Here is a 20193-nt window from a genome sequence, read left to right on the forward strand (position 1 = left end):
ACATAATATCGCGGGGTGGAGCAGTTGGCAGCTCGTTGGGCTCATAACCCAAAGGTCGTAGGTTCAAGTCCTGCCCCCGCAACCAATAAAAGTAAATCTTATATTTTTATAAGATTTATTTTTTTGCATAAATTAAAATTACTACTCAATTGTAATATCCAAGGAGATTGATATATGAGAATAATACTTGAAAATAACCTATGTGAAAATAGACCTTATGTTAACCTAAAAAAACTTTCAATAAAGACATCATTAAGAGTAGGTTCAGTTGATGATCTTGGCTTTAAAGGTACTTATATAATAGACCAACATACTCAAAGCTTATCTAAAAACGAAAATTATACTTCACAATATAGTAATGGTATTGAAAAAGTAACTTTTTACACAGAAGATTTAAATGAAACCTTACTTGTTGAAGTAAGTTGCTCTTCTAAAAATACTGATTCTACTAAATTTAAAGTATATGTTGTTTTAAATAATATTAAATATGCTTTACCATTTAGTCATTTTGAAGATATTTATATAAACTGTATGGATATATTAGATAAAGAATTAAATGCTGCTGAAGAATTCCCTTATATAAAGAAGGCTTTTAATAATTTAAAGAAAGAAGAAATACCTGTAGATATTAATTTAAATTTACAAAGAGTAGCTGACTTTAAAGATAGAGTTGATTTTAAAAGAAATGTTCGTTACTTTGTAATTAATAATGTAGCAGCATCTATATCAAAATATGATATAAATAATAAAACTAATAAAATTGAAGTTACTGATAAAGTAAAGGTTCTAAGACATAATTATAAAACTAGACTTTATGAATTTGTTACTCCTACTGATAATAGTAACATTGTATCTTTAAGAGAAACTGATATTATTTGTAACTTAGGTGATGAAAATACCTTCCCAACTGTTGATATCTATACTTCATACGGACTTGGAAAAATATTAGATATTACAATCAATGTTATTCCAACAAATAATACTTTATCATTATTTGCTAATTTATTAGATTTAGACTTAGAGGTTTTAGGTTAAAATATATTTCATAAATTTAAAGGTAGTAATAAGATTTGATTTTTCATTTCTTATTACTACCTTTATTTATATTTAAATTAATTCTATTATATTTTTATTTTTTATCTAAGTCTGTATTTTAATTTAAGATTAAGAAAAACTAAGAATAAACAATTAAAAATCTAATACGATAAGAGGTTAAAAATGTTTATTCCTAAAAGAGTTATTTTTGAAAAAGGTTCCTTAGATACTGAAGTTGGTAAAAATATTTTTAATAAAATAAAGGATAATCCAAATATTGAAATTATAAATGCCACTTCTAATAGAATTAAAACTCATATACCTGGAGATAATTTATTTGATCAATATAGGTCTGGAAAACAAACATTAGTTGTAGGTGAACGTAAAAGCTTAAAATTTCAAACTTGTAAACCCTCTGCTAATTATCAATTGCCATTAGTTAGTGGATGTATGGGAAGATGTGAATATTGTTATTTAAATACGCAGTTAGGCGATAAACCCTTTGTAAGAGTTTTTACTAATATTGATGATGTATTAAAGAAAGCAAAAGAATATATAGATGAAAGATTACCAGCAATAACTATCTTTGAAGGTGCAGCTACCTCTGACCCTATTCCACTTGAACCCTATACTAACGCTTTAAAAAAGACAATAAAATTCATGGGAAAAGAAGAAAAAGGAAGATTTAGATTTGTAACTAAATATAATGATGTAGATAGTCTATTAGATGCAAAGCATAATAATCATACAGAAATTAGATTTAGTATAAATACGCCTAGAGTAATAGATACTTATGAGCATTATACTGCATCTAGCAATAATCGAATTGAAGCGGCTGTAAAGGTTGCTAGTGCTGGATATCAAATAGGATTTATAATTGCTCCTGTTTTTCTTTATGATAACTGGCAAAGTGAATATAAAGATTTAATTGAAAGTATAAGAGATAAGTTACCTAATGACTTTAATGAGCCTATTATATTTGAAGTTATATCTCACAGATATACAACTAAAGCAAAAAATAGAATACTTGAAATATTCCCTGAAACAACGCTGCCTATGACTGATGAAGATAGAAAATTTAAATATGGGCAATTTGGATATGGTAAATATATATATTCTAAAGAACAACTATCTGAAATGAAGGAATTTTTTATTACACATATAAAAGAAGTATTTCCAAATAGTATAGTAAAATACGTAATTTAATTATTAGTAAATTATACTATAATATTTTTTACTTGGCTCTGTATTAAAACAGAGCCTTTTATTTAAATAAACATTTTAATATACTAGCCATAAATTTCTTTCTTACCCCAAGTGGTATATCTTTAAAATATAAGCCTTTCTTTAAAGTTTCATCATTCCAATAATTAAAATCAGCTATTGAAAAACCATCTTCCTTTGATGAACTTTTCCATAGGTGAAACATTATAAGTGATTTTAATTTAGGCTGGTGAACCTTATGGGAGTTTAACTCCTTGCTAAAAGCCTTAGCCCCTTTTATTGCTTTAATTTTATTTTTTTCACTTAATTCAAGTGATCTATATGCTATAGGTATTGTTTGCACGTAGTTTACAGACCAATATTCCATTACTTCTTTTATATAATTTGCAGTATTAGTATGACCTGCCCCTGCAGTTGTTGTAATTATTAATACTTTTTTATCATGAAACTTAGGTCTATGAAAATTATAAGACATATGATCTATAAAATTCTTTAATGTTCCTGATACCTGCATTGAATAAACTGGAGTTGTAAAAATAAAAGCATCTGCTTCTTCCATCTTTTTAACTATATGTTCTATATATGAATTATGAGGGCACTTATTTTCTCCTTTTTCTATACAATTAAAACAGCCAATGCACATTGGAATTTTTTCTTTTGCTAATTCGATAATTTCAAATTCAAAATCACCATTTTTTTGCATTTCTTCTTTTACTATGTTTAATACATCCCAAGTATTACCTCTTCGTGGACTTCCATGTATAACTAAACATTTCATTTAAAAACCTCTTAATAATCATTATTTTTCTATGACCATTATATTCATTTAATTAATTAGAGGTTAACACTATTATTCCTTCCTTAAGTCTTTTATAAATAACTAATTTAATCTCTTATTTTTATACAATTAAATGCTTTTATTAATATAAAATATACAACTCCAACACAACTAATTACTATTGTTGTTTTTATTCCAATTACCAAAGAATTATTAGCTAATAAACTCCATACCACTGTTCCAAAGGCAATAGCTATTACACCAAAAATCACTGGCTTAATTACCCAATTTAACAAATCTATTTTTATATCAGCAACCTTAACTACTGTAATAAAACTTAAAGTAAAACTAAAAAGTGTTGATATAAACATTACAATAATTAATCCATCAATTCCTTTTATGGGTACTAGAAAATATATACTAAAAACCCTTAATACAGACTCCATAATTTGATATTCCAAAGACCTAAGTTGCTGATTTAATCCATTTAAAATTCCACCCATAATCATATCAATGTACATAAATGGAATTATAAAAGAAATAGCCCTAAAAATTATTCCTATATCTTCTCTATTATAAATAGATATAGATAATTGATTATAAAATGTATAAAATACTAAAAAAGATATAATTCCTATTATACTAGTAAAACTAATACTTCTATTAATTACACTATTTAGCCTTTCTTTATTATTAACAGCCTTAGCTCTAGAAACCTCTGGCATCAAAACTCTTGCTAAAGACATAAGTAATGTTGCTGGAAACATAATTATAGGAAAAACCATTCCCATAACTCCACCTAATACACTAATAGCTTCACTTTTAGACATGCCAAACTTTAAAAGGGCCAATGGAATTAATATCATTTCTATTGCCATAAAAGCAGACATAAGATAAGAACTACTAGCTATAGGAACTGCTATTTTAAATAATCTCTTAATTAATCCTTTTTCATTTCCTACTGCTGTAGTTGAATAATTTACTTCCTTATTTTCCAAGTTATATGCTATAAATACATATAAACAAGATAAAATATCACTTACAACACTTCCTAATACAAGAACTGCACATCCATATTCCAAGCCTTTAGATACTGCTAGCCCTAATAATGATACTACCACCGCAATTTGAATAAACTTTTCAGCAAACTGAGTTGTTATAGGTATAAAAATATCTCTAGTAGCATAAAAATATCCTTTTAAACAGGAAGATACTGAAATAAAAGGAATGCTTATTGCTATTATTTTTAATGATAGTATTACCCTTGTATCTTTTAAAAATATTAAAGCTATTTTATCAGAAAAAGTAATTAATATAATAGATGATATTAAGCCTAATATTACACATATTGTACATGCTTTAAATACTACATATTTTATATTACTATACTCTTTTTTTGATGCTTCTTCAGATACAACTCTTGTTACTGCCGCACTTATTCCTGAAGTTGCAAAAGTTATTGCTACCATACTTGCTGTGCCAATAAGCTTATATAATCCCATCCCCTCTGTACCAACTTCATTAGAAATATATACCTTAAATACAATCCCTATGCTCTTCATTATCATCATTGTTACTGCTAGTAATATTGCATTAAAAAATAAATTTTTCGCCTTTTCACCCATATAATACCTCTTATTTTATTATATAAATACTATATGTTAAGGCTTTACAATAAATTACCATTGTTTCTGTAAGCTATTTGTACCATTTAGCATTATCTAGGTGTATATAAGAATCTAAGGTACTTCTTTATCTATAAAGCCTGAATATAAGATAATCTTACTTTGACTATACATAATTAATAAGTTATACTTAGTTCACAGGTTAAGGAAAAGAACTTGTGTAACATAATATCGCGGGGTGGAGCAGTTGGCAGCTCGTTGGGCTCATAACCCAAAGGTCGTAGGTTCAAGTCCTGCCCCCGCAACCAAAAAAATAAATCTTATATTTTATAAGATTTATTTTTTTATTTTTATCTATAGGAATTTCTAATCTCTTCTATGGTTCTTCCTTTATTAGTACACCTAGGTAAGTTAAATTTTTTCACATAAATATTTATTATAAAAATGGACATATACCTCATCATTTACTTGAAGTATATGTCCATCATATTTTAATTTACTTAAATAATTTTTTCATTACTTATTGAATTTTAAATTAATTTAAATAGTTCCCTTTTACTCTCCTCATAACTTTCTAAGTTAATTTCTGAAATTGAAATTTTCTTATCTCCTATATTATGATTTAACTGCCAAGTTGAATGTTCAATATTTTCCACCTTAGGATATAATAAAATACACTCTTCACATTCTGTATAAGTTGTAATATAAGCATACATTTGATAAATATCACCTTGAAAATAACTTTCTCTATTATTTAAAGACGATGACTTCCACTTTGTATCAATTATTATCTTAGGTTTATTATTCTTATATATAACAATATCAGGCTTCAACGCTATTTCACTTTTTTCCTTTAAAGTATTCCATAATAAATATTTAGACTTTTCCTGAGCATTTACCTTTATATCACTATCATAAAATACTTCTTTTAATAAAACTCCAATATACTCCTCATATAAATAATTCATTTCAAATAAAATTGAAAACCCATTTTCTTTCCCTAATGATTTATCCATACTAGAATTTAATAATATTAATTTTGCTAATTCAAAACACTCTAAAAATCTACTATTCATTCTATTTAACTTATAATCCAAAATAATATTATTAGGAATATAAACCTCTGAAACATCACTAAGAATATTATTTATAATATTTAATTCTTTCTTTACATAATCATTATTACTTGAACTTAAAACAATATTAACAGCCCTTTTTAAAATAGAATTAAATAAATTATCTTCAGTAAACTCATCATATTTACAATTCATTTTATTCTTATTAATTGTATTTTCCTTTATACTTTTAGATATTAAGATTTTTCCTCTTATAATGCTTAAAGCCTCTTCTTTAGAAGCATACTCCCTATACAATCCCTTTTGTAATTCACTTAAAAGCTTTTTAGAAAATACCTTTGCCAAAATATCCAATAATGAAGTGTTTAAAATATTACTATTTAATAATTCCTTTATATCTACAGATAACTTTTTACACTTAGAAAGCATAAAAATAATCATTTTCCTATCTTTAATTATGTCATTGCTCAAAGATATCTTAGGTAATATTTCAACAATTAAATTATTTATCTTTATTATTCCAACATAGTTAATAAATTTAATTTTGTTATAATCATATAATATAGATTTATTACCTAAATTTTTCTTTAAATATAAACATAAATCTCTATACTCAGCAGCTGTTATTTCGTTATCTTCACTACCAACACTTAGCCAGTCATAACCTTCTTTTAAAATTATATACTTAGTCCTCATATATATTTTTAAGCTCCTCTATTCCAATATCAGACTTTACTCTAAATAACTCTTTAGAACCTATATCACTAATATTTTTGAAGCCCTTAAATATCTTGCTTGCTGACTTTTCTTCTCTATAAACAATATATTTGTCATGTTCAGAAGAACCTATTCCACCTAAAATCATTCCTACTTTCTCATTATCTCCATAAAAATACTCTTGTAATAAAGGAATTACCTTATTAATAATTACACTAATAATATCTGAATATGATTTACAGTTAACAAAATAAGCATGACCTATTAAATGATCCCTATCTAATAAGAACTCTACTCTTTCATTAATTACATTTAATAACTTATCTAACTCTATACCATCAGTCTCATCTAACACCTCATAATTAGGCATCATTTCTTCAAATATAAATCTTCTTCTTAATGCAATATCAATTTGAGCTATAGATTTATCTGATGTATTCATTGTTCCTATAATATATAAGTTATTTGGAATACTAAACTTTTCTTTTGTATAAGGTAAATTAACTACAATTTGATTAGTTGTACCTATTCTTTTATCCTCTTCTAATAAAGTAATAAGCTCCCCAAATACCTTTGATATATTACCTCTATTAATCTCATCAATAATAAGAACAAATTTCTTTGCTTCTTTAAAAGCTTTTTCCTTATTAATATACTCACTAACTTTAAGCTTTTTATCATTATAGCTTTCTTCACCTTTTTTATATTCATCCTTTAAGGCTTCATAAGCTGCATTATAAGCTATTGTTTTTAAAATACCATCTTCTGTTATAAAGTTACCTTTTCCATCAGACTTTAAACCTTCTATAAATTCCTCATATCCATAACTTTGATGGAATGTACTAAAAGCAATTTGACCTTTATCTACAAGTTCTTTATATTTGTTTAATATAAGATCTCTATTATTAGCTTCAGCCATTTCTGAATATTCTTCAGTATCAATTATTTCTAATGCTTTGTTTACAACATTATAAGTTTTACCTGTACCTGGTGGTCCATATAAAATAAAGTTCTTAGCCTCTTCATTTAGATTGTCTACTTCTTCAATATGAACTACTTGAGTATTACCATTTAAAATTATATTTAAAATAGCGTCATCCTTAATTGGAGTTAAGGATCTTAAATAATTTATCCCCTCAAATTCCTTTACCTCTTTAGATATCCATTCAACTTTAATTGTATGCTTTAAATCTTCATCATACTCGTATCCAGCAACAGTATCTTCAAGTACTTTTGCTATTGCTGATACTTTAAAAACAGAAATATCCTTTTTACTACCTCTTACAAAAGAACTTTTTAATACTACAATATCGTCCTTTTTTATATCACTAAAATAACTTAAAGATCTTATAGTATTTGTATCACAATCATTTGCTTTTAAATATTCCTTTAAGTTTCTCTTATTAATAATTACATCACTTAAATCCTCTGGGAAGAACCCTAAAGATATCTTGTTTTTCTCAAACATTATAGGTAATACATTATCACCATCATAATTATGACCTAAAGCCCAATAAGTAATTTTTCTTGGTCTTTTACTAATAGTCTCCCACACAAAATTTGATAATTTAAACATTTCCCAACCTTTAAACTCATCCATTTCTTTAAGCTTTTTAGTAGCTAAATAATTTATTTCTATAATATTTTCTGCTGATTTATCTATATCTAAATTTAATATCTCTGCTAATGGTACTAATACTGATGATGAATAAATATCTATGAACTTATCTGGAATATATATTGATAATATTTTAAGTAATACCATATTCCATAAAGGTGGATTTAATTCCTTTATCCCTGCTATATTGTCTTGCTTTGCAAGCTCTATTGATTTTGCTATTTTAGAAATAAGCTCATTATATTCGTACTTTAACTCATCACCTTCGATATATCTTTTCTTATTTCCATAACCTATGCAATATTTGCCTGTAGAATCCATATAAATATAAAACTTAGATGCATTACCTCCACCAATAGCTCCACCTATTTCTTTTCTTCGCTCTAACCAATAAGTAAATACATCATTATATGTGTCTGGATAATTTGCTTTTAAAACAATATATTCTTCTATAGGCATATCTAATAATTTATCTAAAGGAAATCTTTCTATAAATTTATCTTTATTATCTTCTAATACTTCAAAAAATTTATCTTTACTAATATAATCCTTTGCTGATTCTATAAATTTTCTCAGCTTTTCATCTATAGATGATGATTGTACCATTTGTTTATCTACTGCTGTTTCCATATTCATTTCTGTTCTTGATCCATATCTCATATTTTCCATTTTACATTCCCCCTTAAGCCATATAAATAGCAAATTAAAAGAATCCATTCTAAATGACTTCCTATACTAACATTATATACTATTTAAAATTATATCAAAATTTGTTTTTTTATAATCTAGTAAACTTTTTTTATAATTATTACTTATTAAAAATCACTTACTCTAGAATATCTACCATTCCATTTTAAAGCACATGTACCTCTACTACCATGCCTATTTTTTATTATAACAGCATTCATACATTCAGGATTTTCATCTGCATTTTTAGAATGATACTTTAATTTTCCTTGTTTAAATAGCATATCTCTATATACCTTATCATCAAGCTTAATATTTCTATAAAGAGCTATAACCTGATCACTATCCTGCTCAATTCTAGCACTATCTTGAATATCACTAGAATCAATCTTTTCAACAGCCATATCTCCATTCTTTTTATCAACTACTCTATTAGCCTGTGCCAATAAAACAATACATATATCTTCCTCCATAGCAATATTCTTAAGGATTCCACTAATTTTCCCTAGTCTATTAGTCATAAGATCCTTATCAGAAAAATCTATATATTTATTAATATAATCAACAAATACAATATCTAATATATTTTGCATTTTGTAAACTTTAATTTCATTAACAAACTTTTCAAAATCAGTTTCTGTTGAAATATAAATTTTATTACTTATTAATCTTGCCATAAACTTAGAAATATTGTCTTTATCCTCTTCTAATATAGTATCTTCATCAATTGACTTAGTAGATATAGATAAATAACTTCCTGCAATTTTATTAAATACTTGCTTTCTTGTCATCTCTGCACTACCATAAAATATCTTATATCCATTTAAAGCCATGTTTGAAGCAAGCTGCAAAGAGAAGGTAGTTTTCCCAACTCCACTTCTAGCAAATACAGTTATTAATCTTCCTTTTTGAAAATTCCCTAAATATTTATCAATATTAATAAACCCAGACTTCATTCCCTTATCTCTATTTTCATCATAAAGCCACTTTATATATTCATCATATTGTGCTTCTATATCTATTTCCTTTTTTACGTTACACTTATGAATTTTAACCTTAATGTCTTCAAGTTCATCTTCAATATCCTCAAGATTCATATCTCCATTTATTTTTTCTGCCATCTCAAGATAAAGATGCTTTTTATAATTATTTATAAGCATTTCTAACTTTGTATTAAAGCCTAAATCACTAGCATTACAAGTAAATATTTCTGAAATATAACTTGCTCCATCCATATCATTAATAACATTTCTATGATATTCTAAAAAGGTTATTAAATCTATCTCCAACTTATTTTTAAGCATTGCTAATATTCCCAAATAAATTCTAATATGCTTAGAGTATAAAAACATATCTGGCTTTATACTATTTCTCGCATCAATAGTCAAAGTGCTATTTTTAAGCATTGCTCCTAAAATTTCTTGCTCAAGTTGTATTTGATTATTACTTAATATAACCATAAAATCTCCCAATTTATTTACTCTTTATATTATTTTCATATCTCCTAAAAAAGAAAATTTCCCTAGTCTATATAATCCTCAATATTTATTTTAAATTCTTCTTCTCGCTTTTCTTTTTCTAGTTTACGACTATAATTACTCCACATATCTCCATGATTTAAGAATCTTTTAATAGCATTTGGTTTTCTTAAAAAGCTTATTAAGTTCCATCCAAAGTCATAGTAATAATCACTATAATAAACTTCACCATAGTTTCTTATAGCTGCTATTACCTCATCTTCACCATAAGTATTAATTGCATATTCTATTGCACTTTTCACTGATGGATATAATATTTGCTCATTGTTAATATCAATTTCATTCCAAGCATTAAATATATTTATATATAATTTATTATTATTTTTATTTATATATATATTATTTTTATTATTATATTTATAATAATAATTATTATTTAAATCATAATTATCTCTATATCTCTTATCTTCTAAGAAAGTCAAATCGTCCTCAACTCCACTGTTTTCCTCATATTCAGCGTATTTTTTATAGTCATTAATACCTGGTTCAATATTACCACTAGCTATATTACTACTAGTATTACTATTACCACGGGTTATTTCCCTACTAGTATCTAAATTGCTACTAGTTATATTACTACCTGGTTCTCTATTGCTACTAGTATTTTTATTATAAAAATCTCCAGTATAGTAATTTTCATCATTATACTGGTTTTCTTTATTCCTATGATCAAGCTTATTTATAATAGTGTAGATATAACCTTTAATAACTTTATATTTATTAGTTTTTCCTATACTTTTTATTATTTCTATATATCCCTTATTCTCCAATGACTTTAAGACTCCTAAAACTTTCTTTTTACACTTAGTTTGAAATTCATTCATTAAATTTGCAATTGAAATTGTAACTTCATCCTTAGCCTCTTCTATCATTGATATAAACATTAGAAACATATATTTTTCATCTTTATTAATATTTTTATCATTAAAAACCTTGTTAATAACTTGACCATTAGTATTCATTATATTTCCTCCCTTTAAACCTTTACTTTATTTATCTAAAGATAAAACTTTTATTTATGTAACTTTTAATAAATTTTTATAAAGTTTAAAGGTAGTAATAAGAGTTGATTTTTCTCACTTCTTATTACTACCTTTTCATATTAAATTAGCTCAATTTACTATACAGTAAACTTAGTAACCGCCCTTTCAGCTACCTGAGCTGAGTGCTTTGATACTAAAGCACCTTTTTTATTTTCAAAAATATTATTTGCAATTAAGCTATCCATTAATGCTTGTACCTCATCATTTGTTATACCTTTCTTAACATCTGAAATCGAGATGTTAGATTTCTCCCCTGTTTCAGTTAAAAATGTCATTGTTAATGTATATTCCATAATTTATTTCCCCCTCTTATTCTTGAATTTGAGATAATTCTGTTACATAGAATGATCTAGTATTTGGTTCTAGTAAATCTGCTACTAATGTAGCTACTGCTTGAACTTTTTCAAGTTCTACTCCTGGTACTAAGTTACCTATTTTCTTTTTTGTAAATGTTGGCTTTCCATCCTTGTCTATTGCTGATTGCACTTCTATTGATAATACAGTGCTTTCAAGAGCTTTGTTTGCCATAATAAATTCCCCCATTTCATTTATTTTTTTGTCTTACAATTAATACATATACTTGAGCAGAAGTTTTTTACAAAGTTTATTAGAATAAATTTATATATAGATAAAAAAGTGAATATAAAAAACGATAAGGGATTATCCTTATCGCTTTTATAAACTTATATAATAATTTTAAAAATAAACTTTAATTATTTTAAAACAGCTCTTAACCCCTTCTCTAACCTATCCCTTTCACCACTACCATCAGTTCTAAACCTTATTATAGGAACATTATACTTTTCTAATATCCCCTCTTTCTTCTTATCTCTTTCTAGTTGTTTTTCATTTTGAACATGATACTTATATCCATCAACCTCAACTACTAAAACGGGTTTTTTATCAAGTTTATTAAATATTAAAAAATCAGTATGTGTCCATGGATTTAATACAAATCTTCTTTCATCAGCTGTAAGTTTTTCAGTATTTCTTATTATCATCTTCAAAGGTACATGTATTGCAAATCCTAAATTACTAAATTCACTACTACTTAAAACCTCTTCTATTAATAAATTCATTAAATTTTCAGAGTCAAATTCTGATACTCTTTTAGAATTTTTTATTGTTTCAATTAACTTTTTTCCATATGATTTGTATAACAAATCAAATATAGATGAAATTTCACTTTCTACTACTTCAAAATTATTATATTGGATATACTTAATTAAGTCTCCAATATTACTATCTTCATTTTCAAAATCAGAAGTCACAACTATTAACTTATTTACAGCTCTAGATATAGCAACATTAATTAAATTAGAGTTATCAATAAACTCATTAACTTCATTAGCAACAGTACTTAATATAACAACATCCTTCTCCCTACCTTGAAACTTATGTACAGTATCAGCTTCTACCATTTCCCCTAACAATTTAGAAATTTCATTTGTCTGATTTCTATATGGAGATATTACAGCAATAGACTTTTCTGATCTTAACTTAGGTAAAACCTCTTCTTTAATAACATCTATCTGTCTTACATTAATAGTTCCTCTTGCATGATTCCCTTCATTAGTTTTATATAATACTAATGGAACATCTTCATCTCTTTCATCTGTTAATATAATAAGTTCATCATTATAAAATTCCTTATTACAAAAGTTTATTATTTTAGGATGACATCTATAATGCTCTTTAAGTAACGTCTTTGTAATATCTTTATTTAAAATTGTAATGGATGATAGTAAATTATTATTTGAAAAATCATAAGCTTCATTTAAGTTATATGTATTAAAAATTTTCTTACTAATTTCCTTATCTTCTTCACTTACAACATTAGTAAGCTGCATTAAATCTCCAACTACAACTACATTTTTAGCACATGATAAGGCTAATGCTCCAGTTAATAAATCTACTTGAGATGATTCATCTATAATTAAATAGTCAAATAAAAAATTATCAGGAATACAATTTCTTAATGAATGAGTTGTACTTAATATTACTGGATATTCCCCTATTACTTTATCAAACTTCTTCCACAAGTCATCTTCAGTAAATACCTGTCTACTTCTATTCTTATAATATCTTTTATTTAACTTATCTTTAAATATTTTTAATGCATTATTAGAATACTCTCTAAGCTCATTATCAAAATTAAATATATTTAATTCTCTTTGTATTTTTTCACTTTCAACATTTAATTCATTTTCTTTATTTTTATAATATAAATAATATAAGTAATCTAATACTTCTTCTATTGGATTACTATAAAACTTAAAGTTATAAATACCATACTTAAATAAATTCTTTATTCTAATACTAAAAGGAACTTTATCTAACCCTTTTCCATTTAACTCTAAGTCTATTAATAGCTTCATTATATTATCCGCTTTAAGCTTCTTAATTGTATTATATTTAAGCTTTGCAACATCTTCTGATAAATATTCTTTCTCAAAATGTTTCTTTTCAATTAGTAATTCTGATAACTCATTTTTAATAGTAGCTAGAATATTTTTCTCCTTTAACATATTACTAATTTTCTCTTTTGACTTATTAAGTTTATCTAAAATAATTTGTTTTTCAGAAATCTCTAGCTTCCACTCTTCCATATCAACATATAGTCCACTTTGGCTATTTATAAACTTTTCCTTATTTTCTCTTCTACCTAAAGTAGCTGCAAAGAAATCTAAATTATATTTACTAAGCTTTTCATAAACATTTTCTGTTGCTGCATTATTATTAGAAACTACTGCAACAGTTTTATCATTCATTATTGCATTAGCTATTATATTTAAAATGGTTTGAGTTTTCCCTGTTCCTGGTGGCCCTTCAATTACACTAACTTTATTCTCAAAGGCTTTTTCTGTGGCTTCTTTTTGACTTAAGTTAAATCCAAATGGAAATATTATATTTTTATAATACTTCTTTTTTTCTATGTGATTTGGATTTAAATAAAATGCTAAAGCACTTTTAGGGCTTATGTATGTAATTTTTTCATATTGCTTGCCTAAGAATGTTTTTGAACCATCAAGCATTAATCCTATTGATTGTGATAGTTCCTTAAGATATTGAAAAGTGCCATTTGCTTTAGGATTACTAAGACATGATTCCTCTATTGTTATTTCATTTCTTTTATAAACCTTACTATATCCATTTTTATGTATTACTCTTATGTAATCATCAAATAGTATAGCTTTCTTAACTGTTACTAGTGGTTTATTATTTTCGTAAATAGCTTTGTTTTCTATATTTATTTCTTTTGAATTACTAATCCATATTACATTATTGTAATTGTAGCTGTATATTTTATTGCCTATAAATGTAACATCATATTTTCTAATAACATTATTATATTTACAGTATGTTACTTTTTCTGTTTTATCTTCACCTTTTATTAAAAGCAAGTTTTTTTCTATATTCATTTTTGTTTCCTCTTAAAATATGTTTTATAATTTATTACGCCTCTAAATTATACCATATTAATCCAAAGGTTAGCTTTTTATATTAGTAATCCAAAAAATTGATAAGATACTCTCTAACATAATCCATACTCCCTTTACCTTTATTTAATTCATCATTACCTATAATTTTTTTATTATTTCCTGTGCATTTAAAAAGCTGTAATAAAGTCATTTAACTTTACTACAGCTCTTATATTACACTAATTAATATTATTCTTAACTTTATTTATCTCAGTGTTTTCATCTGATTTATTTTTTATACATTCTTTAATTTTTTCTTCAATCTTCTCAATAAATTCAGCATTTACTTCATGATTAATTTTACCCTTCTTCTTTTCAAATCTTATATATTTATCTTAAGTCATATTTTATATTAATACTATTATATCCTTTAATTTTGCTATAATATACGAAAAATATTTTTGTTTAATTTATCTTAACTTTATTTTTTATATAATATTTATATAAAATGGATTGCATACTTTTCCTTTTCCTAATATTCCTTCTCTTAACAGTCCACATCTTTCAAGTATTAAAAATAATAAAGTACAATTACAGCTATGACCACCATCTTTACTATCAAATACTTTAGATCTATTTAATGTTACTTTCTACTATATCTCTAATCATAAATACTCCTTACCCCTTTAATATACCTTTTTAAGAACTATACCCTCTTTAAATCCACCACGTTCTTTTAACTTTTCTTCCCTTTTATTAAGTAAATCTGCTTCACTATAACCAAGATTATGAGCAAGTCCAAATAATACTTCCATAATATCTGCAAGCTCTTCTAAATTTTTATCTTCTAAGTATTCGTTAACCTCTTCCATAAGTTTAGCTTCAAGAAGTTCAGTCCCATCTTCTTTAGCTGCAATTTCTATATCACATTCCTTACCAGTGGACTTAATAACTTCTGGTATTAAATCTCTTACTAATTTATTATAAATTTTCATACTACCTTATCTCCCCTTAACACAAATTATATTTAACCAAGTAATATCTCCTCTTCCTGGAACAATATCAATGGTTTTATATATTTTCTTAACTTTTAAACCTTGAATTAAATTTATTAATTCATTAAAACTTTCTTCAGTATAACAATTAAAATATCTTCCTTTTTCATCAATATACTCATCTGTACCATACTTAAAAGACATATAAAAAACTCCATTATCATTTAAATTTAATGATATACTTCTTATAACATCCACAATATTCTTTCTATTAACATGAAGTAATGATGCACATGCCCATATTCCATCAAATTTATCTACTAATGATAAATCTTCAAATCTACTAACTAAAACTTCTTGCCCAATTACTTTTGATGCACTTTTAGCTAGTTCTTTAGAGCCATCTACAGATGTTACATTATATCCTTTATCTAAAAATGCCTTACTATCTCTTCCTGATCCACATCCTAAATCTAAAATATATCCATCTTTAGGTATACTCTTTAAAAATTCGTTATATAAATTGCTCATATCAATTGACAGTGTTGTTTCTATATATACTTTTGAATTCTTGTTGTAAAACTTTAATGTGTTGTTTATCATCTATCTAATTTCCTCTTTAGTATTTATTTTAATTTTATATATTATTTATCTATAAAAGCATTTATTCTATGCCATGATATATATTTAATACTTTCCTTACTTATTTTAATGCTTATATTTTTATTAATATTTAAAAGTTCATATTCTTCTATTGGAATAATTTTCGAAATAATTATTTCCCCTTTATCATTAAAAGTTATAAGCCCTTTGTCAAAAAGTGCATCATGATTAGGACACAATAACAATCCATTATTTATATCTACTCTCTCATAATTATTAGACTTACACCATGGCTTACAATGACTAGCTATTAGTAATTCCTTAATTTTCATACCACAAATTATGCATTTACTTTCTCTATTTATTAATTTAGCTTTAAATATTCCTTGTCCAACTCTTGTTTTTACTACTTGTTCTCTCTCTGTATTATCTAATTTACAAGTAAAATTATTAACTTCTTCAATTTCTTCCTTTTCTGATATAATATATTTCTTATAAATCATAAACTCTCTTAAGTATTTTATTGCTCTAACATATCCAGTTGAATGACTTCTTGCACTTTCTTGATATTTTTTATTTGAAAAATATTTAGTTAATACATTTGCATATTCAAAATCTATAAACTTTTCATCTAATAAAATACTATAAAAATCATATCCTAAATTATTATTAATTAAATATTTAGCATCTGTAAAAAAAGTTTTTATTGTTGTAATATTATATTCCTTATGTGTTTTTCTCATATACTCTATAAACTCTTCTTTTAATACCTTTTGTCTATTAATAAATTCACTTTCATTATTAATTCTAATATTATTGGCCTCATTATTTTCAATATATTTTCCTTCTAATACATAATACTTTCTTTTAAAGTTACATACTTTAATATCATGCTTTTCACAAAATATTATATATTTTTCATCTATTTTTGTACTTTCTTCAAAATTTCTAAAGCCTAAAATTTTTGCTATAACTCTATTGCTATCTCTTCCATCCCTTTCAACACTTGTTTGAAAGTACTCTTCTAATGAATTATCTCGATAGCCTATAAATTTACTTGGATAGAATTCACACTCACTTCCATTACTAATTACTATAAAACATTTGCCTTTTGATATTAATTTTTTAAATTCATTACTAAAATTATTAGTAAGATATTCTCTTAATTTATTAATATTTTTAAAAATCTCTTCACTATTCTCCACTAATCCCATATATTTATTATCCTTTTCATTATACCATTATTATAAAAACTTCTAATTAAATTTAAAAGAAGCCAACATTAATCGACTTCCTATACTTCTATTATATACTATTTTTCTTTACTAAAAAATCTATTCTTATAATAAGTTTCAACTCTTAAACCTATAGCATCTATCATATGTTCCTTAAAAGCTTCATTACCAATTAACTCTTCCAAATCATCCTGAAGTGCTAATACACAATTATCCTTCAACTTAAAGAAATCGCCATGTGTTTTAAGCAAATACTTAATTGGATTATTTTTAGCTAAAGCAACATACTTTTTCATATCCCATGATTCAAATCCACTAGTTCCCTTATCCTTAAGCATATCTACCTTATTAGATCCTCTTCTATAAAAGTCATAGAAACTCTTATAAACATCTTCTTCAGTAATTTCCATTTTTATATTACCATCATTATAAAAGGCTAATAAAACTGGCATCTTATAAGTTTTACTCATACTAGTAGTTTCAATCATATTAATAAATTCTCTTCCTCTAGAATTATATAATATATTTTCATCATAGCTTAACTCATCATTTTCTTTTATATACTCTAAGTAATCCTTAAATGGATCCATGCATTTATTTTTACTTTTTATATTTTGGTAAACTTCATCATCCATATAAGTAAAGAGTTCAATTCTACTTGGTCTATGACCTAACATATCATATACAATATTAAATTGCTCTTTAATTTTATCCTTTACCTTCATTTCTCTTTCAGCTTGATTTTTGAAAATATCAATTATTTTAAAGTCAAAATCTACTGTGCAATCTTCTGGAAATTCATAATCTCCCTGCTTATTTTTCTTACATTCAACTGCTGAGTATTCTTTTCCACTAAGTAAAAATGGAACTAAATTTGCTTTTTTATAATTACCTATAAAATCTAATACATTTAAGTATTGCTTATCCTTAGACTTTCTTAAACCTCTTCCAAGCTGCTGTAAGAAAATTGTTGGCGATTGCGTTGGTCTTAAAAACATAACCATATCAATTGCAGGAACATCTAAACCTTCATTAAACATATCTACTGAAAATATAACTTTTAACTCTCCTGAAGTTAACTTAGCTAATGCTATATTTCTTTCTTCAGAATACTCTCCACTTTCACCGCTATAAACTGCAGCTGATGCAATATTATTTTCATTAAATACCTTTGCCATATATTCAGCATGATGCCTTGAAGTACAGAAGCCCATTGCTCTATTTGAATTATATTTAAGGTAATGATTTAATATAAGCTCTCCTCTTTTATTAAGCATTAAAGCATCTTCAAGTTGCTTCTCATCATATTTACCATTCTTATAATCTATATCCTCGTAGTTTACAGTTTCATCATAAATACCATAATATCTAAAAGGTACTAGCCAGCCTTTATTTATAGCCTCCTTTAACCTTACTTCATAAACCATATTGTAATCACAAAGTGCAAATACATCCTTAGAATCAAGTCTTTCTGGTGTTGCAGTAAGTCCTAATAGGAACTTTGGAGTAAAGTAATCTATTATTTTTTTGTAGTTATTAGAAACTGCATGATGAAATTCATCTACTACTATATAATCAAAATAATCTCTTGGGAAATATTTTTCATTTAAATATTCATCTTTGCCTAGTGTTTGAACTAGTGCGAATATAAATGATGCATTTGTATCTTTTTCATTACCATAAAAGAATCCAACATCATCAGAATTTCTAACATTTTTAAAACTTTGTGCTGCTTGCTTTATTATTTCTTCTCTATGTGCTACAAATAAAATTCTGCTGTATTTTCTTGAATCAAATGCAGCTAAATATGTTTTTCCTATACCAGTAGCAGCTACTATTAACCCCTTATCAAAACCTTCTTCTCTTGACTTTTCTAAAGAATACAATGCTTCAATTTGTGCTCCACGAGGCTCAAATATATTTACAACATTCTCTTCTTGTTTTTCTTCCTTTTCCATATCCCTATAAACATTAGGTCTTGTCCATTGTTTTGAGTAGTTTTTTAACACTTCATCTGTTATTACTAATGAATGGTTATTAAATAAATCTTCAAAGGTATCATAAAATACTTTAAAGTCTGCTGGTGCATTTGATTTTAAAACTCTATAATTCCATTCTATTGACGATGTTAATGCTCCTCTTGAAATATTTGATGAGCCTATATATATTTCTGAATCTAATGGGTTATGAAACATATATGCTTTAGGATGGAATGATTTGTTTGGATTATTATAAAACCTTAAGTCTACTTTGTCTTTTAATTCTGATTTTAATAGGTATAATGCTTGTGGTTGCGTTATTTTTAGGTAGTTTCCTGTAAGAATTCTTATGTTAACGCCTCTATCTAGTGCTTCTTTTAGATCTTGTAATAGTAGTTTTATTCCTGATTCCATTAGAAATGATACTATTATGTCTATTGTTGTAGCTGTTTTGAAGCTTTGTTTTAATTTGGGATAAAGATGCTCTTTATCTCCTGTTGATATATTTGAGTTTATTTGATTTTCTTGTATTGATTTTTCTTTTATTATTACTTCTTTTATATTATTTATCATATTTACTCACCTAATAATATATATTTAAATTAGACTTTATACTAT

General features: G+C 25.6%; 15 protein-coding genes and 2 tRNA genes. 4 read left to right on the forward strand and 13 right to left on the reverse strand.

What is annotated here, in order from left to right; all coding sequences use genetic code 11:
* Positions 1-9 precede the first annotated feature (9 nt).
* From I4V51_RS16050 to splB, 3 genes are all read left to right on the forward strand, one after another.
* Positions 10-85 (forward strand) — tRNA-Met (locus I4V51_RS16050).
* A gap of 89 nt (positions 86-174) precedes the next feature.
* Positions 175-1035, forward strand: coding sequence for a hypothetical protein (locus I4V51_RS16055; protein ID WP_195989450.1), 861 nt, complete (start codon positions 175-177; stop codon positions 1033-1035).
* Between the two features lie 183 nt (positions 1036-1218).
* Positions 1219-2241: a spore photoproduct lyase gene (splB, locus tag I4V51_RS16060; protein ID WP_195989451.1), complete on the forward strand. Its 1023-nt coding sequence runs from the start codon at positions 1219-1221 to the stop codon at positions 2239-2241.
* A 58-nt stretch (positions 2242-2299) separates the two neighbouring features.
* Here splB and I4V51_RS16065 read toward each other — a convergent pair whose 3' ends face one another.
* Complete coding sequence (locus I4V51_RS16065) at positions 2300-3037, reverse strand: NAD(P)H-dependent oxidoreductase (RefSeq protein ID WP_195989452.1); 738 nt, start codon at positions 3035-3037, stop codon at positions 2300-2302.
* A 107-nt stretch (positions 3038-3144) separates the two neighbouring features.
* Positions 3145-4662 carry an oligosaccharide flippase family protein gene (locus I4V51_RS16070; protein ID WP_195989453.1) on the reverse strand — a complete coding sequence of 506 codons (1518 nt, stop codon included), beginning with the start codon at positions 4660-4662 and terminating at the stop codon, positions 3145-3147.
* Between the two features lie 232 nt (positions 4663-4894).
* Here I4V51_RS16070 and I4V51_RS16075 point away from each other — a divergent pair.
* Positions 4895-4970, forward strand: a tRNA-Met gene (locus I4V51_RS16075).
* Between the two features lie 222 nt (positions 4971-5192).
* On the opposite strand, the gene I4V51_RS16080 is transcribed toward I4V51_RS16075, so the two are convergent.
* The 11 genes from I4V51_RS16080 to I4V51_RS16130 form a co-directional block, all read right to left on the reverse strand.
* Positions 5193-6434, reverse strand: a complete 1242-nt coding sequence (locus I4V51_RS16080; protein ID WP_195989454.1) for a hypothetical protein — start codon at positions 6432-6434, stop codon at positions 5193-5195.
* Positions 6424-8742: an AAA family ATPase gene (locus tag I4V51_RS16085; protein ID WP_243281538.1), complete on the reverse strand. Its 2319-nt coding sequence runs from the start codon at positions 8740-8742 to the stop codon at positions 6424-6426. The genes I4V51_RS16080 and I4V51_RS16085 overlap by 11 nt, the downstream gene beginning before the upstream one ends.
* Before the next feature lie 146 nt (positions 8743-8888).
* Positions 8889-10220: a DnaB-like helicase C-terminal domain-containing protein gene (locus tag I4V51_RS16090; protein ID WP_195989455.1), complete on the reverse strand. Its 1332-nt coding sequence runs from the start codon at positions 10218-10220 to the stop codon at positions 8889-8891.
* Between the two features lie 62 nt (positions 10221-10282).
* Positions 10283-11260, reverse strand: coding sequence for a hypothetical protein (locus tag I4V51_RS16095; RefSeq protein ID WP_195989456.1), 978 nt, complete (start codon positions 11258-11260; stop codon positions 10283-10285).
* Between the two features lie 158 nt (positions 11261-11418).
* Positions 11419-11634, reverse strand: coding sequence for a DUF2922 domain-containing protein (locus tag I4V51_RS16100; protein WP_195989457.1), 216 nt, complete (start codon positions 11632-11634; stop codon positions 11419-11421).
* A 16-nt stretch (positions 11635-11650) separates the two neighbouring features.
* Complete coding sequence (locus tag I4V51_RS16105) at positions 11651-11869, reverse strand: DUF1659 domain-containing protein (RefSeq protein WP_195989458.1); 219 nt, start codon at positions 11867-11869, stop codon at positions 11651-11653.
* Between the two features lie 185 nt (positions 11870-12054).
* Positions 12055-14763, reverse strand: a complete 2709-nt coding sequence (locus tag I4V51_RS16110) for an AAA domain-containing protein (protein ID WP_195989459.1) — start codon at positions 14761-14763, stop codon at positions 12055-12057.
* A 686-nt stretch (positions 14764-15449) separates the two neighbouring features.
* On the reverse strand, positions 15450-15758 hold the full coding sequence (locus I4V51_RS16115) for a nucleoside triphosphate pyrophosphohydrolase (RefSeq protein ID WP_195989460.1): 309 nt from the start codon (positions 15756-15758) through the stop codon (positions 15450-15452).
* Between the two features lie 6 nt (positions 15759-15764).
* On the reverse strand, positions 15765-16361 hold the full coding sequence (locus tag I4V51_RS16120; protein ID WP_195989461.1) for a class I SAM-dependent methyltransferase: 597 nt from the start codon (positions 16359-16361) through the stop codon (positions 15765-15767).
* Positions 16362-16402: 41 nt separating this feature from the next.
* The gene (locus I4V51_RS16125; RefSeq protein ID WP_195989462.1) at positions 16403-17575 is read right to left on the reverse strand and encodes an HNH endonuclease signature motif containing protein; all 1173 of its coding nucleotides are present in this window, start codon (positions 17573-17575) and stop codon (positions 16403-16405) included.
* Between the two features lie 98 nt (positions 17576-17673).
* Positions 17674-20148, reverse strand: a complete 2475-nt coding sequence (locus I4V51_RS16130) for a DEAD/DEAH box helicase family protein (RefSeq protein WP_195989463.1) — start codon at positions 20146-20148, stop codon at positions 17674-17676.
* Positions 20149-20193: the final 45 nt, after the last annotated feature.

This window comes from Clostridium sp. D53t1_180928_C8 (assembly GCF_015667795.1).
Classification (GTDB): Bacteria; Bacillota; Clostridia; order Clostridiales; family Clostridiaceae; genus Clostridium.

What these genes read in the sequence shown, in the direction of transcription:
- I4V51_RS16055 (WP_195989450.1), top strand. Translation starts at nt 175, where the DNA reads ATGAGAATAATACTTGAAAATAACCTATGTGAAAATAGACCTTATGTT.
- splB (WP_195989451.1), top strand. Translation starts at nt 1,219, where the DNA reads ATGTTTATTCCTAAAAGAGTTATTTTTGAAAAAGGTTCCTTAGATACT.
- I4V51_RS16065 (WP_195989452.1), bottom strand. Translation starts at nt 3,037, where the DNA reads ATGAAATGTTTAGTTATACATGGAAGTCCACGAAGAGGTAATACTTGG.
- I4V51_RS16070 (WP_195989453.1), bottom strand. Translation starts at nt 4,662, where the DNA reads ATGGGTGAAAAGGCGAAAAATTTATTTTTTAATGCAATATTACTAGCA.
- I4V51_RS16080 (WP_195989454.1), bottom strand. Translation starts at nt 6,434, where the DNA reads ATGAGGACTAAGTATATAATTTTAAAAGAAGGTTATGACTGGCTAAGT.
- I4V51_RS16085 (WP_243281538.1), bottom strand. Translation starts at nt 8,742, where the DNA reads ATGGAAAATATGAGATATGGATCAAGAACAGAAATGAATATGGAAACA.
- I4V51_RS16090 (WP_195989455.1), bottom strand. Translation starts at nt 10,220, where the DNA reads ATGGTTATATTAAGTAATAATCAAATACAACTTGAGCAAGAAATTTTA.
- I4V51_RS16095 (WP_195989456.1), bottom strand. Translation starts at nt 11,260, where the DNA reads ATGAATACTAATGGTCAAGTTATTAACAAGGTTTTTAATGATAAAAAT.
- I4V51_RS16100 (WP_195989457.1), bottom strand. Translation starts at nt 11,634, where the DNA reads ATGGAATATACATTAACAATGACATTTTTAACTGAAACAGGGGAGAAA.
- I4V51_RS16105 (WP_195989458.1), bottom strand. Translation starts at nt 11,869, where the DNA reads ATGGCAAACAAAGCTCTTGAAAGCACTGTATTATCAATAGAAGTGCAA.
- I4V51_RS16110 (WP_195989459.1), bottom strand. Translation starts at nt 14,763, where the DNA reads ATGAATATAGAAAAAAACTTGCTTTTAATAAAAGGTGAAGATAAAACA.
- I4V51_RS16115 (WP_195989460.1), bottom strand. Translation starts at nt 15,758, where the DNA reads ATGAAAATTTATAATAAATTAGTAAGAGATTTAATACCAGAAGTTATT.
- I4V51_RS16120 (WP_195989461.1), bottom strand. Translation starts at nt 16,361, where the DNA reads ATGATAAACAACACATTAAAGTTTTACAACAAGAATTCAAAAGTATAT.
- I4V51_RS16125 (WP_195989462.1), bottom strand. Translation starts at nt 17,575, where the DNA reads ATGGGATTAGTGGAGAATAGTGAAGAGATTTTTAAAAATATTAATAAA.
- I4V51_RS16130 (WP_195989463.1), bottom strand. Translation starts at nt 20,148, where the DNA reads ATGATAAATAATATAAAAGAAGTAATAATAAAAGAAAAATCAATACAA.